Annotated in this window: 11 protein-coding genes; 9 read left to right on the top strand and 2 right to left on the bottom strand. The window is 74.2% G+C overall.

Annotation, left to right across the window (positions count from 1 at the left end; genetic code table 11):
* Positions 1-6 precede the first annotated feature (6 nt).
* A complete protein-coding gene (locus AC061S_RS10935) occupies positions 7-7,683 on the bottom strand; it encodes an SDR family NAD(P)-dependent oxidoreductase (RefSeq protein ID WP_478685679.1) in 7,677 nt (2,558 codons plus the stop codon).
* A 504-nt stretch (positions 7,684-8,187) separates the two neighbouring features.
* Between AC061S_RS10935 and AC061S_RS10930 the strand changes: the two genes are divergently transcribed.
* From AC061S_RS10930 to AC061S_RS10915, 4 genes are all read left to right on the top strand, one after another.
* Positions 8,188-9,081, top strand: coding sequence for a LysR family transcriptional regulator (locus tag AC061S_RS10930; protein WP_478685678.1), 894 nt, complete (start codon positions 8,188-8,190; stop codon positions 9,079-9,081).
* Between the two features lie 152 nt (positions 9,082-9,233).
* Positions 9,234-10,538 carry a putative Ig domain-containing protein gene (locus AC061S_RS10925; RefSeq protein WP_478685677.1) on the top strand — a complete coding sequence of 435 codons (1,305 nt, stop codon included), beginning with the start codon at positions 9,234-9,236 and terminating at the stop codon, positions 10,536-10,538.
* A gap of 435 nt (positions 10,539-10,973) precedes the next feature.
* Positions 10,974-12,317 (top strand): adenylosuccinate lyase, encoded by a 1,344-nt coding sequence (purB, locus tag AC061S_RS10920; RefSeq protein WP_478685676.1) that lies wholly within the window; start codon positions 10,974-10,976, stop codon positions 12,315-12,317.
* Positions 12,304-12,720, top strand: a complete 417-nt coding sequence (locus tag AC061S_RS10915; protein WP_478685675.1) for a GNAT family N-acetyltransferase — start codon at positions 12,304-12,306, stop codon at positions 12,718-12,720. The genes purB and AC061S_RS10915 overlap by 14 nt, the downstream gene beginning before the upstream one ends.
* On the opposite strand, the gene AC061S_RS10910 is transcribed toward AC061S_RS10915, so the two are convergent.
* Positions 12,668-14,086, bottom strand: coding sequence for an MFS transporter (locus AC061S_RS10910; RefSeq protein WP_478685674.1), 1,419 nt, complete (start codon positions 14,084-14,086; stop codon positions 12,668-12,670). The two genes, AC061S_RS10915 and AC061S_RS10910, sit on opposite strands and share 53 nt — an antisense overlap.
* Before the next feature lie 304 nt (positions 14,087-14,390).
* On the opposite strand from AC061S_RS10910, the gene AC061S_RS10905 reads away from it, so the two are divergent.
* The 5 genes from AC061S_RS10905 to AC061S_RS10885 all read left to right on the top strand — a co-directional run bounded on the left by AC061S_RS10905 (position 14,391) and on the right by AC061S_RS10885 (position 15,913).
* Positions 14,391-14,546, top strand: coding sequence for a DUF6131 family protein (locus AC061S_RS10905; protein WP_327250797.1), 156 nt, complete (start codon positions 14,391-14,393; stop codon positions 14,544-14,546).
* 37 nt (positions 14,547-14,583) lie between these two features.
* Entirely contained in the window at positions 14,584-14,820 is a 237-nt protein-coding gene (locus AC061S_RS10900) for a DUF6213 family protein (protein WP_478685673.1), read from the top strand.
* A 104-nt stretch (positions 14,821-14,924) separates the two neighbouring features.
* The gene (locus AC061S_RS10895) at positions 14,925-15,104 is read left to right on the top strand and encodes a CsbD family protein (RefSeq protein WP_478685672.1); all 180 of its coding nucleotides are present in this window, start codon (positions 14,925-14,927) and stop codon (positions 15,102-15,104) included.
* Between the two features lie 2 nt (positions 15,105-15,106).
* Positions 15,107-15,484, top strand: coding sequence for an STAS domain-containing protein (locus AC061S_RS10890; protein ID WP_478685671.1), 378 nt, complete (start codon positions 15,107-15,109; stop codon positions 15,482-15,484).
* Between the two features lie 63 nt (positions 15,485-15,547).
* Positions 15,548-15,913: an STAS domain-containing protein gene (locus AC061S_RS10885; RefSeq protein ID WP_478685670.1), complete on the top strand. Its 366-nt coding sequence runs from the start codon at positions 15,548-15,550 to the stop codon at positions 15,911-15,913.
* The last annotated feature ends 10 nt before the right edge of the window (positions 15,914-15,923 follow it).

Raw genomic sequence — 15,923 nt, 5'->3', positions numbered from 1 at the left:
GGGCGGTCAGCCACGCCGCTCACTCCCCTCGTGCCCGTCGGCCGCCATCAGGACCACCTGTACGTCGGTCCCGTGCGCGAGTTCGGCGAGGAACGCGGCGCCGCCCGCCTCCGGGTCGATAAGCGGAATGCCCCGGCGGGCGTACGCGCGCGCCAGTTCGGGGCCGACCATCCCGCCCGCCTCCGCGGCCCACGGGCCCCAGTCGACGGACAGCACCCGGCCCGGGAAGCTCTCCGCCCAGCTGTGCGCGAGTCCGTCGAGGGCGTCGTTGGCGGCGGCGTAGTCGGTCTGGCCCCGGTTTCCGTACACGCCCGCCACGCTGCCGAACAGGGCTAGGAAGCGGGGAGCGGGCGCCGCGCCGTGCTCGGCCGCCGCGGCGGCGAGGTGGCGTGCGCCGGTCACCTTCGTGGTGAACACCGCGGCGAAGGCGGCCGGTTGCTTATCGCGGAGCAGGCCGTCGTTCAGGGTTCCGGCTCCGTGCACGATCCCGTCCAGTCGGCCGTGGCGGGCCCGCACGGCGGCCACGACGGCTCGTACCGCCCGCTCGTCCGTGACGTCCGCGCAGTGGTAGCCGACGGACGCGGCCGCGGTCGCGAGGGCCGCCAGGGTGGCCCGTACCTCGCGCTCCGCGAGGATCCGCGAGGCCGCGGCCTCGATCTCCGCAGGGGTGCGCAAGCCGGTGGCGATCAGTGCGGCGCGCAGGGCGACCCGGTCGGTGGCGTGCCCGAACTCATCTGCTTCGGAAGCTGGTTGAGGCGTACGCCCCATCAGCTCTACGTGGCATCCGGTGGCCCGGGCCAGTGCCAGGGCGGTCCGGGCGGTGATCCCGCGAGCCCCGCCGGTGAGCAGCACCACCGAGCCCGCGTCGAGGGGTGGTGTCCCGTTGCCGGGGACGAGCGGTGCGGGTACCGGCCGGAGGGTGACCCGTAGGCCCTCGGCGGTGTAGGCGACGGAGGCGGGGTCGGCGGCCTCGATGGACGCGGGGGCGGCGGTCGGCTCTGCCCGCTCGGCCGGATCGCAGCTCAGCTCGGCGAGGAGCTGCTCCGCGATCCGCTCCGGGTCCTCCTTGGAGTGGATTTCCACGGCGCGGATCAGCCTGCCGGGGTATTCGAGGGAGGCGCTGCGGGCGAAGCCGTGCACTCCCGCGCCGGCGGACTCGCCGCGGGCGGTGACCAGGAGGAGCCGCTGCACCCCGCCGGTGAGGGCCCGACGCAGCCCGGGAAAGCTCTCGGGCAGGACGGGCACCGCTCCCGGCCGCAGGGCGGAGAGTTCGATGACGGCGTCGAACCCGGCGACACCTTCTGTCAGTTGCAGTACGTCCACCCCGCGTGCCCGCAGGGCGCTGGTGAGCGCGGCCCCGACCCCCTGGCCGTCTCCGACGACCCCGACCCTCTGACCCCGTAGGACCTCCGGGTCCCCGGGCGCGGGCGGCAGCGCGTGCGACTCCACCCGGAGGCGGCCGAGTGTGGGCGGGGCCGTGGCCGTGGCCGTGGCCACCGCCGCGGCGGCCGGGGACTCGGGGTGGGCGGTGTGGCCGGAGACCCAGTCCACGATGCCGCGCAGGGTCTTGATCCGGGACAGCTCCTCGATCGCGGACTCGGCGGAGCCGCCCGGATCCTGGGGCAGGCCGATCCGGTCGGCCAGGGCGCCGATGATCTCGACCCGCTTGATGGAGTCGATGGACAGGTCCGCCTCCAGGTCCAGCTCGGGAGCGAGCATGTCCCGCGGGTACCCGGTCCGGGTGTGGACGATCTCCACGATCACGTCCATCACCTCCTCGGCGGACCGCAGCCCCCCACGAGCCGCGTCCCCGCTGCCGGCAACGCCCCCGCTGCCGCTCCCCCCGGTCAGGCCGCCCCCCATGGCCACACCGCCGGGCATCCCGGAGCCCGGGGCCGCACCTCCGGGCATCCCCGAACCGGAGGCCGCAACACCCGGCATCCCCGAACCGGAGGCCACACCGCCGGGCATCCCGTTGCCCGGGGCCACGCCGTCAAGCGCCTCCCCGCCCAGGACCGTCGGCCACGAGCCGGTCCCCCCGACACCGTGTTCCGCGCCCACCGGGGCCTCGCCGTAGGCTCCGGACCAGGCGCCATCGACACCCCCGGACGGGCTTCGGCCGTCCGACCGGGGCTCGGCCCGGAGCGCAGCCGGAGCTGCGCTCCGGAGCATCCCCGGGGCGCCCCCTGCGCCTTCCGTGCCCGCGAGCCCCTGTCCGCCGACCCGGCCATCCGAGGCCGCCCCCACGCCCTGCGGGTCCGTGTGGCCGTGGGCGGCGGCGAGAGGGGAGGGCGGGATCGCGAGGGCCGGACCGGCGACGGCGAGGCCCCTGGGCGGGGCCGGGTCCGGGCCGGTCCAGGTCGGTACCGTCGCCGTCGGCGTGGACGCCAGGTAGCCGATCATGACGTCCCGCTGCGCCTGTACCAGTTCCCGCGAGCCGCGCAGGTACTCCAGGACGGCTTCCTCGCGGCGGTCGGCCGGGGCAGGGGCGGTGCCGTGCCCGTTGCTCGCGAAGCGACCGTTCTCGCGCCCGCCCGCTGGGGCCTCCTCCCGGGCGGGGCGCCCGGCCGGGTCGGTCCCGGCCGGGCTGCCGGCCGGCAGCCAGTGCCCGCCCGCGGCAGGAGCCGGCAGGCTGCCGAAGCCGCCGTTCAGGTGGGCCCCCAGCCGGTCTGCGCCACCGCTCGCGTGGATCCCCAGCCGGTCTGCACCACCGCTCGCGTGGATCGCGAGCGGGTCGGAGCCCCCGTTCGCATGAGCCGTCAGAGGGGTGGAACCCCCCGCCGGGCCGGTGCCGTTCGTCGGCTGCGCCATGTGATGGGCTCCCTTTCCTTCGGATACCGCGACGTGGACCCGGCGGGCCGGGCGGAGGCCGCCGGGGACGGGGTTGCCGTCCCGGGTGCGGACCAGGTGGCCGTCCACCAGCCAGCCCGGGCGGCGCGGAGCGCGCTCGGGGAGCCGGGAGGTGCGGCCGCGGAACAGGGCTTCCGGCGCCACCGGCACGCCCGCCGCGGCCAGTTCGGCCAGGGCCGTGACCAGGCGGAGCAGCCCGTGCTCACCCGGTACGTCCAGCGGCACCACCGTGTGCGGCCGGTCGCGCAGGATGCGGCCGACCAGGCCGGAGAGGACGCGGCCCGGCCCGGCTTCCACGAAGGTCCGTACTCCGGCCGCGTACATGTGCTCGACCTGCTCCACGAACCGGACCGGCTGGGCGACCTGACGGGCCACCAGGTCTCGTACCGCGTCGGCGGTCGTCGGGTACGGGCCGGCCGTCGTGTTCGACCACACCGGAACGGTGGCGTCGGCCAGTTCCGTCCCGGCGAGTTCCTCGGCCAGGGACGCGGCCGCCCCCGCCACGACCTCGCTGTGGAACGCGCAGGCCACGGGGAGCGGGGTCGCCGTCAGGCCCGCCTCCCGGAGGGCGGCCACCGCCTCGGCCACGGCGGCGGACGGCCCCGAAATCACGCACTGGCGGGGTGCGTTGTGGTTCGCGACCACGCACCCGGCCCGTGCGGCGATCTCCCGCACCTCCCCCGGTGCGGCGGTCACCGCCGCCATCGACCCCGGATCCGTCCCGGCGGCCGCGACGATGGCCTCGGCCCGGCGCGCGCTCAGCCGCAGCAGGCTCTCCTGGTCCCACACCCCCGCCGCCCACAGTGCGGTGAGCTCGCCGTACGAGTGCCCGGCCACGCAGTCCGGCCGGACGCCCAGCTCTCCCAGCAGCAGGTGCGCCGCCGAGCCCGCCAGCCCGAGGGCCGGCTGGGCCACCCGGGTGTCGGTGACCGCGGCCCGCTGGGCGGTCCGCCCCTGCGCGGTGAAGGCAGCCGGGGGGAACATCGCGGAGACCACCGCGCTCGGCGCGGGGTCCAGCAGCTCCCGCAGCAGGGGGAAGGCCGCGAACAACTCTCGCAACATGCCAGGGCGTTGGCTGCCCTGGCCGGGGAAGAGGAAGGCCACCTGTCCGGGCGTCGCCGGTTCCTCCCGTACGTGGACCCCCGCGCCCGGGGTGAAGGCCCGCGCCCGCTCCAGCCGGGCCGCCAGCTCGTCCAGGTCTGCGGCCACGACCGCGACCCGTACCGCACCCGTCCCGGCCGCCGCCTCGGCGGCGAGGTCCCGCAGCGCCCACGGACGGCCGGCCGCGTCGTTCTCCTCCAGCCTGGCCGCCAGCCGGGCCATCGCCCGGCCCGCCGCCCGCCGGTCCTCGCCGCGGAAGCAGAACAGCTCGGCCGGCCATTCCTCCAGTCCGTGGCGGGGCTCCTCGGCTCCGGCGTAACCGGTCAGCACCGCGTGGTAGTTCGTACCGCCGAACCCGAACGCGCTCACCCCCGCGATCCGCCGCTCCGCGGGCGCCGGCCACGGCCGGGCTCCGGTGTCGAAGGAGAAGGGGCTGGTCTCCGCGTTCCAGGCCGGGACCGGTGCGTCGAGGTGCAGGGTCGGCGGGCGTACGCCCGAGTGGACCGCCCGGACCGCCTTGATCAGTCCGGCCAGCCCGGCCGCGCACTTGGTGTGCCCGATCTGCGATTTGACCGAACCCAGCGCGCAGACTCCGGGAGCGGCACCCGACTCGGTGAACAGTTCGGTCAGCACCGCCAGTTCGGTGGTGTCGCCGACCACGGTGCCGGTGCCGTGCGCCTCGATCAGGCCGACCTCCGCGGGGCTGATGCCGGCCCGTGCGTAGGCCCGTTCCAGGGCCCTGCGCTGCCCCTCCGGGCGGGGTGCGGTCAGGCCGAGGGAGCGTCCGTCGCTGGCGGCTCCGACCGCCTTGATCACGGCGTACACCCGGTCGCCGTCCCGCTCCGCGTCCGCGAGCCGCTTCAGTACGAGCGCCCCCACCCCCTCCCCGAGGGCGATCCCGTCGGCGGCCGCGTCGAAGGGGCGGCAGCGGCCGCCCGGGGAGAGTGCGCGGACGGAGGAGAACAGCAGGTAGTCGTTGATGCCGTTGTGGACGTCGGCGCCTCCGCACAGCACCATGTCGCTGTCCTTGTCGCGTAGTTGGCGACAGGCGAGGTCGAGTGCGGCCAGCGAGGAGGCGCAGGCGGCGTCGACCGTGCAGTTCGCGCCTCCGAGGTCCAAGCGGTTGGCGACCCGGCCCGCGATGACGTTGGCGAGTACACCGGGGAAGGAGTCCTCGGTGAGTCGCGGGAGGTGTTCGTCCAGTTCGGGCGGGAGTTCGCCCAGGTATCCGGGGTACAGCGCGCGCAGCCCGTACGCCCCCGCCAGCTCGGTCCCGGCTTCCGCGCCGAACACGACCGAGGTCCGGGACCGGTCGAAGTCCCGGTCCTTGCCGTACCCGGCGTCCGCCAGGGCCCGTGCCGAGATCTCCAGGGCGAGCAGTTGGACCGGTTCGATCCCGGCCAGGGAGGCGGGCGGGATGCCGTACGCGAGGGCGTCGAAGGGCATCGGGCCGAGGAAGCCGCCCCAGCGGGACGGGGTGCGTTCGCCGGCCCGCGCCGGGTCGGGGTCGAAGTGGAGCGCCGGGTCCCAGCGTTCGGCCGGCACCTCGGTCACGGCGTCGCTCCCGGCCAGGATACGGGCCCAGTAGGCGGCGAGGTCCGGTGCGCCGGGGTAGGCGCAGGCCATGCCGACGACGGCCACGTCCAGCGGCTCGGGCCGGGAGGCGCCGGCAGCGGCCGCCGTCTCACCCTCGGGCCGCTCCGGACCGGACAGCTCCCGGGCCCGGCGCCGGAGCAGTTCGGTCGCCCCCTCGGTGACGTCGGCGTGCAGGGCGGCGATGGTGGTGGTCCCGGAGCGCAGGGTGGCCGCCTGGCCGAGCATGAACAGCCCCTCGGCGCCCTGGTGTTCCTCGTCCACGGGCTCCAGTCCGGAGCCGTCGGCACCGCGTCGCAGTCCCTTGCTGGCGATCCGGAGCCTTCCCAGGTTGAGCCGCTCCAGCTCCTCCCACACCTCGCGCGGCTCGGCGCCGCCCTCCGCGAGCCGTTTCCGGGTGGCCTCGAAGGTGTCCACGTACGGGGTGACCGCGCAGCGCGTGGCGTGCCCGGGCGCGGTGTGCAGCAGTACGGTGTCGGCGCACTCCAGCGCCGCCCGCTGGAAGCGGGGCCGGACCGCGCCCGCCGCCACCGCCTCCTCGGTGAACAGGTACGCGGTGCCCATGAGAACCCCGATGCGCGCACCCCGTTCGGCGAGCGGAGCCGCGGCGGCGGCGGCCATCGCGGCGGAGCGGGCGTCGTGGATCCCGCCGGCGAACAGCACGTCCAGTGCGGCCGGTTCGGGGCAGGACAGCAGCAGCTCGATCTGCTCCTCCCACAGCGGGAACGAGGCGCGGGGCCCCACGTGGCCTCCGCATTCCATCCCCTCGAACACGAACCGCCGTGCCCCGTCGGCGAGATACCGCTCCAGCAGCCCGGGCGAGGGCACGTGGAGATGGGTCCGGGTCCCGGCGGCCTCCAGCGGGGCCGCCTGCCCCGGGGTGCCGCCCGCGATGATCGCGTACGGCGGACGCACCTCGGCGACGGCCGCCAGCTGCTCGGCCCGCAGTTCGGCCGGGGCGAAGCCGAGCATCCCCACGCCCCAGGGCCGCTCCCCGAGCCGCTCGGCGGTCTCGGCGAGGAGCCGGCGCACCTGCGGCCCCTCCATGACCGCGAGGGCCAGGTAGGGCACCCCGCCCCCGGCGGCCACCGCCTCGGCGAAGGCCGCCTGGTCGCTGACCCGGGTCATCGGCCCCTGCGCCACCGGGAGCGGTCGCCCCGGGCCGTGGCCGCCCCCCAGCGGCCGGGCCCGTACGACGGCCGCCAGATGCCCCGCGACGGCCGACCGGATGCCCTGGAGGATGCCTCCGGCCGTCCGGTAGCGGGCGGCCAGCCGGGCCGCCGAGGCCCCGTCCTGCCCGATCGGGAGCAGGTGCGTGCGCAGGTCCCGGGCACCCAGCAGGGTGGCGACCGGTCCCTGCGGCGGGGTCAGGTCGGGGCGTGCGTAGACCCGGTGGTCCCGCAGGATCCTGGTCTCGGATCCGTCCATGGCCCGTACGGCCGCGGATACTTCGGCGGGCAGCCCGGCCTCCCCCTCGGGTGTGAGGGCCAGTTGTACGTCGACCAGCACCCCGGCGGCTCCGCCCGCGACGGCCGCGGCCGCCGTGTGCGGCCCGATCCCGCCGTACGCCCGGACCGGCAGCCCGAACGCGGGCTCCGCGAGCAGCTGTTGGAGGAGCACGAAGGTGGTGGTCCCGCCCACTCGGCCGCCCGCCTCGTGCCCCTTGGCCACGAGCGCCTCCACCCCGGCGGCCGCCGCGGCCACGGCCTGTGCCGGATCGGTGATCTCGGCCCACACCCTTGGCCGCCCGGCGGCGGCCGCCCAGCCGGCCACCTCGTCCGGGGTGTGGCCCGCGGGGTCGGCGAGCAGCACGGTGTCCACTTCGGCCGGCAGCTCCCCGGGTCCGATCGGGCAGCCCGCGGGCACCCGTACCCCGTAGCGGCCTGCTCCGAGGCGGCGGGCGATCTCGGCCATACCGCGCCGCGCGGAGTCGGCGTCCCGGCCGAGGTCGAGCAGGCCCAGGGCGCCGGCGCGCTCGGCTGCGGTGACGATCCGCGGGTTGGGCTCCTCGAACGGGCTGACCGCGACGACGAGGTCGCGGTCGTCGGCGCGGAGCCGCGCGGTCCGTGGAGCCGGCGGGGGCTGCCGGGGCGGAAGGGCACGCGAGGGCTGGGGGGACGGCTCGGGCTGGGGGGACACGGACGCTCCTCTTCCAGTGCTGTGTGACATGGCGCAGTGCGGGACGGAAGACGGGGGAAGAAGCGGGGAAAGGGGGAAGGCGGTGGCCGGGCCGCCCTCCTGCTGGTGGATCCGAGGTGGGCGGCGCGCGAAACGGCCGGGTGATCCGGCGGGGGCAGGGTTGAGCGGTGGTCAAATTCCCTGGTGCCGGGATGCATCGTGCGGTCGCGGCCCTGCACTGTCAACGGTCATCCGGAGCCGTTCACTTCGCACCGCGGACGGGCCTCACCCATCCGGGCGGCCCCCCGGCCACGCCGTCGGCGCGCCCCCTCCGAGGCCATGGCCTGCGGCGTTGCGCTCGGGCGGCCCGCCCCGGGCCCACCGGCCGGCGTACCGCAGCGGCGCGGGCTCATGCCGCATGGGTATGAGTTGTCACCGGTCCGGCATGAACACCTTTGCGAAGCTTGACGGTTGTTCACCTGACGCAGTCTTACAGGCTCACCCTTGCCCGGTTACCGTCCGGTCATGACCCCCACCCTCGCCCAGCTCCGCTACCTCGTCGCCGTCGCCGACTGCCGTTCCATCACCGGCGCGGCGGCCTCCGTCTTCGTCGCCCAGTCCGCCCTGTCCCGTGCCGTCCAGGCCATGGAGCGCGACCTCGGCGTCGATCTCCTCGCCCGCCGGGGAAGGGGGGTGGACCTCACACCGGAAGGGGCCCGGGTCGTCCGGCTGGCCCGCACCGTGCTCGACGCGGTGGAGGCCATCGACGACATCGGCACTCCCCACGGACTGGGCGCCAGGGCCGCCCTGTCCATGGTCACCACCCCCACCCTGGCCCTCGATCTGGCCTCCGAGCTGGTGCATACCTTCACGGAGCGGCACCCCGGTCTCGACGTCAGACTCCACCAGTACGACAGCCGCGAGGCCGTGGTGCAGGAACTGACGCAGGGCCGGGCCGAGTTGGCACTCGTGGATCTCCCCCTCGACAAGGAGCTCTCCACCCACCACATCCAGGAGCGGGAGGTGGTGCTCATCTCCCCCGTCGGGTCCGCACTGCCCGACCCGTTGCCGTTCCGCGCGCTCGACGGGCTGCCCATGGTGCTGCCCACCCCGGGGACCGGCCGGCGCACCGAGATGGAGGCCATGTTCAGCTGTCTGGGCGTGCGCCCGGTGCCCTGCCTGGAGGTCGACGAACGCCTCGGCTGGGTGACGGGGGTGACCGACGGCCGCGGCTCCCTCATCTGGTACCGCGACGTGGTCGCGCGGGCCTTCGGCAGCCGGGCGGAGATACGTTCCTTCACCCCGCCCCTGCTGCGCCCGGTGGGCATCGCGCACGCCCGGCGGCCGCTGAGCCGCGCGGCCCGCGCCTTCATCGCGCACGCCCGGCACAAGGCACCCGTGCGCGAACCCTCCCGGTGACCGCCCCCGGCCGCGCGGGCCGCGCGTCCCGCGCGGGCCGGCCGAAGGGCACCGCTCGGCAGCCCGGACATGCCCGCCCGGCATTGAACGATGCTCAAACGGGGGGTGATTGACCCTGGCGCCGGAACCTGACACCCCCTCACATGGTGGGCATGTTACGACTACTCCTCACACCCCCGCGGGCAGCCGCCCTCGCCACCGTGACCCTCGCCGCGGTCCTGCCGGCCGCGGCCTGGCTGACCGGACCCGCCGCCGGGCCCGCCGCCGCCACCGCGACCCCTGCGACCGCACCCCTGACCGGCACCGCCGCGGCTCCCGAGCGCCAGTGCACCCTCCCCGGAGGCATGGCCGAGATCAGCGGGCTCGCCATGAGCCGCAAGCACCCCGGCGTCTTCTACGCCGTCAACGACAGCGGGAACACCAACCAGGTCTTCGCCATCGACTGCAGCGGCGCCACCGGCCTGCTCAAGGCCACGTACGCCGTCTCCGGGGTCGCCAACACCGATTGGGAGGGGCTGGCCGTCGGCAAGGACTCCGCGGGCCGCCCCACGATCCTGGTCGGCGACATCGGCGACAACTTCGGCAGCCGCGCCGAGATCACCGTGCACTCCTTCGCCGAGCCCGACCAGCTCGCCAACGCCTCGGTGACCCCCGTGACGTACCGGTTCGCCTACGCCGACGGGAAGCACGACGCCGAATCCCTGCTCGCCGATCCCGTCACCGGCCGGATCCACATCGCGAGCAAACTCATCGGAGCGGCCGGTCAGCTGTACCAGGCCCCGCTGCCTCCGGTGCCCGGGCAACTCGGCTCCCTGACCGCCGTCCGGCCGGGCCCGGTGTTCGCCACCGACGGCGCGTTCTCCCCGTCGGGGGCCTCGTACGCCCTGCGCAGCGGCGGTCCGCTGGGGGCCAACACGGCCTCCGTGTACGACACCGCGGGCACCAAGCTCGCCGACGTGGCCCTGCCCGCGCAGTCGCAGGGCGAGACGGTGACGTACCTCGACTGCACCAGCCTGCTCGTCGGCTCGGAGAACGACACCCAGATCTGGCGCGTCCCGCTGCCCCCGGAGGCCACGCCGGGCTGCGGCGGCACGCCGACACCCACGCCCACCCCCACGCCGACCCCCACGCCCACGTCGACGCCGACCCCCACACCGACTCCGACCCCCACACCGACCCCGACTCCGACCTCGGCCGCGCTGAAGCTGGCCAACCCCGGCCCGCAGTCCTGCAAGTTCAACCAGAGCTGCACCATCCAGCTCACCACCACGGGCGGGAAACCCCCCGTCCGCTACTCCGCCACCGGACTCCCCTGGGGCCTCACCCTCGACGCCGCCACCGGCCGCATCACCGGCAAACCCTGGGCCACCGGAACCCTCCAGATCACCGCCACCGCCACCGACACCACCACGGCCACCGCCACCACCACCTTCCCCCTCACCCTCACCTGGTTCTAAAGGAGCCGGAAACACGATCTCGGCCGCGGCTCCGCCGGTGCCGGAGTCGTCGCGAGCCGGGCCGCACGGGCCGTCCGCCGGGCAGACGCCGAAGACGCGGGCGGCCCGATCCCATCCCGGCGGGCCCCGGGTTCCCGCTGCCGCCGATGGATGCGGCCGTGACGCGGCGGGTCCGGAACGTCGGCCGGCTCCGGGACCGGCCGGTCGGGAAACTCATGGTGGGGCGCCACGGCCAACGCCCACGACAGCCCCAAGGCGGTCGCCGACGAGATCAGCACCAGCAACGACGAGCACGGCGTGGCCGCGGTCCTGGAGCGCCGCCTCCCCCTCTCGCCGGGACCCTCATCCATCCGGTAATAGCCAATCACCCCCTTCATCTATTACCGTACGGGGCGCGGAAACGGTGCGCCCTCGGGCAACGGGAAGGGGTGTGCCTTGATCCAGCGCTATGCGCTGCCGGAGATGGCGGCACTGTGGACCGCGGAGTCCACGTACGAGACGTGGGTCCGGGTCGAAGTGCTGGCCAGCACCGCGCAGGCCGGGCTCGGAGTCGTCCCGGACGGGGCCCTGGCCGACATCCGGCGGGCTCCGGTGCCTCTCGTCGCGCGGATCCGGGAGCTGGAGGCCGACCGCGACCACGAGATCCTCGCGTTCCTGGCCGCCTACACGGAGACGATGCCGGCCCGATCGGCGTGCTGGGTCCATCACGGCATGACCAGCTACGACCTCGTCGACACCGCGCAGGGGTACCTGCTCGCCCGCTCCATGGACCTCGTCCTGGACGCGGCCCGCTCCTTCACCCGGATCCTGACGGACCGCGCCCTGGAGCACTGGGACACCGTGTGCATCGCCCGTACCCACGGGATCCACGCCGAGCCGACCGGCTTCGGACAGAAACTGGCCGTCCACGCCCAGGCCATGAGCCGCTGCCTGACCCGGCTGGCGGATGCCCGTACTGCGGTGGCCGTGGGGACCCTCTCGGGCCCCGTCGGAACCTACTCCCACATCTCCCCGCGAGTGGAGGAGTACGTGTGCGGGGAACTGGGGCTGGGGGTCGAACCGATCCCGACCCAGGTGGTCGCCCGCGACCGGCACGCCGAGCTGCTGTCCGCGCCCGCCGTCACCGGCGCCGTCGTGGAGCAGTTCGCCCTGGAGATGCGGATGCTCCAGCGCACGGAGGTGCGCGAGGTCGACGAGCCCCGCACCAGCGCGTACCAGGGCTCCAGCGCCATGCCGCACAAGCGGAATCCGACGGCCAGCGAGCGGCTGTGCGGACTGGCCCGGGTCCTGCGGGCCAACGCGGGCGCCGCGTACGAGAACATCGCGCTGTGGCACGAACGGGACCTGGCGCACTCCTCGGTGGAGCGGATCGTCCTGCCGGACAGCCTGACGATCGCGCACTATCAGTTGGTCTCGGCCGCGACCCTCATCCGGGGCCTGGAGGTCTTCCCCGAGCGGATGGCCCGCAACATCGACGAGACCCACGGCCTCGTCCACTCCTCCGAGGTGTTCCTCGGCCTCGTCGCCGACGGCGCGGAACGCGAGCACGCGTACCGGCTGGTCCAGGCGGCCGCCGACGAAACCTGGCGTACAAAGATTCCGTTGGCCGACGCCCTGGCGGCCCGCGGGGTCACCGTCCCCGCCGGCCTCCTCGACCCCCGGCGGTTCCTCGCCAACCGGAACCACCTCAAGTCCCGGCTCGAAGAACTCAGCGAACGACTCGACCGACACCTCGGCGAGGAATCCAGCAAGGAGCTGTACCAGCATGTGGAAGTGTGAACAGGTCATCGGCAGCGCCCTCGACGTGGCGGAGGCGGCCGCGCTGTACCGGGCGTCCACCCTCGCCGAACGCCGCCCCGTGGAGGACACCCAGCGATTCACCCGGATGCTGGCCGGCGCCAACCTCGTCATCGTCGCCCGCGACGATGACGGCCGCCTCATCGGCATCTCCCGCTCGATCACCGACGGCGCGTACTCCACGTACCTCAGCGACCTCGCCGTCGACGCGGCGTACCAGGGCAAGGGGGTGGGCAAGGACCTCATCCGGGCCACCCGGGAGGCCGCGCCCCAGGCCAAGCTGATCCTGCTGGCGGCCCCGGCGGCCGTGAACTACTACCCGCACATCGGGTTCACCGCGCACAACTCCGCCTGGACGATGGACGGTCCGGCCGCCCAGGCCTGATCCGCACCCGTACGCGCGCGGCGGGAGCGGGCGGGGCGGGTACGGGCGGGGCGGGTACGGAGTCCAGACGGCGGACGGCGGAGCGCCGCTGGACCACCGACAGGGCCGCGATCCCCGCGCCGAGGGCCAGCCAGCCCGCCGGGCCTGCCGTCATCACCACGCCGGTCAGGAGCAGTGGACCGGCGGACTTCTGAACGGACTGGGCCATGCCCGCCACTCCCAGGTACGAGGCCCGCGCCTCCTCGGGGGCGAGCGAGACCGCCAGTTCCCAGGAACTCACCGACCGCAGCAGCTCCGCCACCGTCACCAGGACCGCCGCGACGAGCAGGACCACCGACGCGGCCAAGGCTCCGGCCCCCGCGGTGAGGGCCAGGAGGGTGCAGCACGCGAGCATCGTCAGCCCGTACACGGAGACGGCCGACGCGGCCCGGCGCGGTTCCTCGAACCTCGCCGACACGCGGAGCTGGAGTACGACGACCAGCACGGTGTTGATGACGAGGAAGGCCGGGACCAAGGCGTGCGGTGCGTCGGTGTGGACCACCAGCCACAGCGGCAGGCCGACGGCCAGGACCGAGTCGTCGAGGTGCATCGGGATGTCCAGCAGGACGAAGCGCAGGTAGCCGCGGTCCCGCCACGGGCTCGGCGCCCGCGTCCGGCCGGTCGGCGCCTCCTCCGGCGCCGCGCCATCCTCCGACGCCGGGCCCTGCGTCGGCGTGCCCCCGGCCGCCACAGCCCCGGTCGTCACAACCCCGGCCTCCGCGCCCCCGGTCGGCACGCCCCCGGTCGCCGCATCGGCGCCCGCATCCCCGCTGCCCGCGGCCACCCGCCCCTCGGCCCGCGGTTCCCGGGTGCGCCGGACCAGCTCGGCGGCCGCGAGGAAGGACAGCGCGTTGGCCAGGATCAGCGCCTGGTACGCCGCCGGGGTCCCGACCGCGAGACCGGCCGCGGCGATGCCCGCGCCCACCGCGTAGCCGGCGTTCGCCGTACTGCGCGACAGCGCCTGATAGGTGCCGCGCCGCTCCCCCGCCACCCGTGTGGCGAAGAGCATCTCCAGCGCCTTGGCCGCCCGGTCGCCGAGGTAGGTGACGGCGACCAGGGGCAGCAGCACGTCGAAGCGGGTGACCACTAGCAGTGCGCCGAGGGTTCCGAGGCGCAGCAGGTGACAGCCGATCAGCAGTGACCGCACCGGGAAGCGGCCCGCCAGGTGTCCCGCCAGGGGCGAGCCGACGATGCCCGCCACGGCCGCGGCGCCCAGCAGGAGTCCGACCCGGCCGGCGTCCAGGCCTATGACGAAGGTGAAGTAGAGGACCGAGGCGGCGGCCCACACGCCCGTGCCGGTGCGGTCGAGGAGCTGGGCGAGCAGCATGATCCGGGCGTCCCGGCCCCCGGGCGGCCGCCGCAACTGCGCCACCAGCCCGGGCCGTCGCGGCTCCTGCCCCGGCCCCGACCGCCCCCGCCACCCCTGCGAACCCTTCCGGATCCCCGTACCGCGCCGCCGCATCCCGTACCTCCGAGCCCCCCGCCAAAGTATCTCGATATCGAGATACCAGCGGAAGCCTGCCCGAGATGAATCTTGACGTCAAGATACTTCAGGTGCGCGACAGAGCCGTCGACGCGCGCATTCCGGCGCCGGATCGGGGCAGAAGCAGCCTGCGAGATGGGAGAACATCATGATTGCGCTTGGCATCGTCCTGTTGATCATCGGCTACCTCCTCGGCATTTCGATCCTGTGGACGCTGGGCATCATCCTGGTCGTCATCGGGGTCGTCCTTTGGGTGCTCGGCTCGGTCGGGCACGCGGTCGGAGGACGGCGCCACTATTGGTAGCGCGGACGCGTACGGACGCTTCCCGGGAGACGGTTCCATGATCCAGATGTCCATACCGCTGATACCCGCGGATGACGGCGTCCTGCTGATCCCCGCCGATCACGTCACCGGCCTCCTGCGCGGCCTCGCGGCCGACTGGCTGGAATCGGAGCACACCGGAGACATGCGCGGCGACGAGCAGACCGTCCGGGACTTGGCGAACGTACTGACCGAACTCGCCGATCAGATCGATGTCGAATGCATCGGGTTCGCTTCGGCCGCTCCACATCCATAGGGCGGCTGCGATTTCGGGCAATTCGCCACATCTTGCAGGCCGACGCCCCCTGACGCATGGTGGCAGCAGCACCACCCGCACCCCCTCAGGAAGGAACGCCGGTCATGGGCAAGGCAAAGGCAAAGGCGAAGCAGGCCAAGGGAAAGCTCAAGGAGAACCTCGGCAGCGCGATGGACGACACGCGCATGCAAGCGGAGGGAAGCACCGAGCGGATGGCCGGTAAGGCCGAGGAAATGGCCTCCCAGGCCAAGGACAAGATGAAGAAGGCCAAGGGACAGCACTGAGGATGCCCGAAGAGCCCGAAGAGTCCGACCCCGCGCAGCCGCCTCCGTCACCCACGGAGGCGGCTGCGCGGGGGACCGTGGTGGTCCGCCTGTCCGGCGAGATGGACATCAGCCGGGTGGACGAGGTGCGCGCCCTGCTGCTCGAAGCGGTGACCCGCGCGGATGGCCCCGCCGACATCGTCGTCGATCTCAGCGGTCTCACCTTCTGTGATTCGACCGGACTGAACCTGCTGCTCCGGGCCCGCCTGCAGGCGCTGGAATCCGGTCACACCCTGCGCCTGGCCGCGCCGAGCGCCCAGGTGCTCCGCCTGCTGGAGATCACCGACTCCCTCGCCCTCTTCCCCATCGGCCTCGCCCCGCCCGGGTTTGACGCCCCATGACGGGGTAGGCGCGAGACGTATCCGGTATCGAGACCCGAAACCACCGGGGGAAGGGGGTGCCTGATGCCCTCGGCGGACGATGACCGCTTCGCGGTCGACGTACGCCCCCTCGACGGGGCCACCGTCCTGACCTTGGCCGGTGAGCTCGACCACGACACCGCCGAGCCCTTGCGCACGGCCCTCGAAGCCGCCCGGGCAGGTGGTGGGCGACGCCTGCTGGTCGATGTCAGCGGGCTGGATTTCTGTGATTCCACGGGATTGAACGTGCTCTTGCACAGTCGGCTCGCGGCCCGGGAATCCGGTGGCAGCCTCGAACTGATCGGCCTGCACCGGCCGGTCGCACGCATGTTCCACATCACGGGCGCCGACGGGCTCTTCCCGCAGCACCCCGATGTGGAGGCGGCACTGGCGAGTCGCCGGTGCGCGTAGCGGAGGAGCA

This window comes from Streptomyces sp. CA189 (assembly GCF_056428985.1).
Note: the sequence above shows the minus strand (reverse complement) of the source record. Positions and strands in the feature narration are given on the sequence as shown.

Excerpts from the sequence above, each read along its gene's own strand:
- AC061S_RS10895 (WP_478685672.1), top strand. The coding sequence starts at position 14,925 with ATGGGCAAGGCAAAGGCAAAGGCGAAGCAGGCCAAGGGAAAGCTCAAG.
- AC061S_RS10900 (WP_478685673.1), top strand. The coding sequence starts at position 14,584 with ATGATCCAGATGTCCATACCGCTGATACCCGCGGATGACGGCGTCCTG.
- AC061S_RS10910 (WP_478685674.1), bottom strand. The coding sequence starts at position 14,086 with ATGCTGCTCGCCCAGCTCCTCGACCGCACCGGCACGGGCGTGTGGGCC.
- AC061S_RS10915 (WP_478685675.1), top strand. The coding sequence starts at position 12,304 with ATGTGGAAGTGTGAACAGGTCATCGGCAGCGCCCTCGACGTGGCGGAG.
- AC061S_RS10890 (WP_478685671.1), top strand. The coding sequence starts at position 15,107 with ATGCCCGAAGAGCCCGAAGAGTCCGACCCCGCGCAGCCGCCTCCGTCA.
- AC061S_RS10885 (WP_478685670.1), top strand. The coding sequence starts at position 15,548 with ATGCCCTCGGCGGACGATGACCGCTTCGCGGTCGACGTACGCCCCCTC.
- AC061S_RS10930 (WP_478685678.1), top strand. The coding sequence starts at position 8,188 with ATGACCCCCACCCTCGCCCAGCTCCGCTACCTCGTCGCCGTCGCCGAC.
- AC061S_RS10925 (WP_478685677.1), top strand. The coding sequence starts at position 9,234 with ATGTTACGACTACTCCTCACACCCCCGCGGGCAGCCGCCCTCGCCACC.
- AC061S_RS10905 (WP_327250797.1), top strand. The coding sequence starts at position 14,391 with ATGATTGCGCTTGGCATCGTCCTGTTGATCATCGGCTACCTCCTCGGC.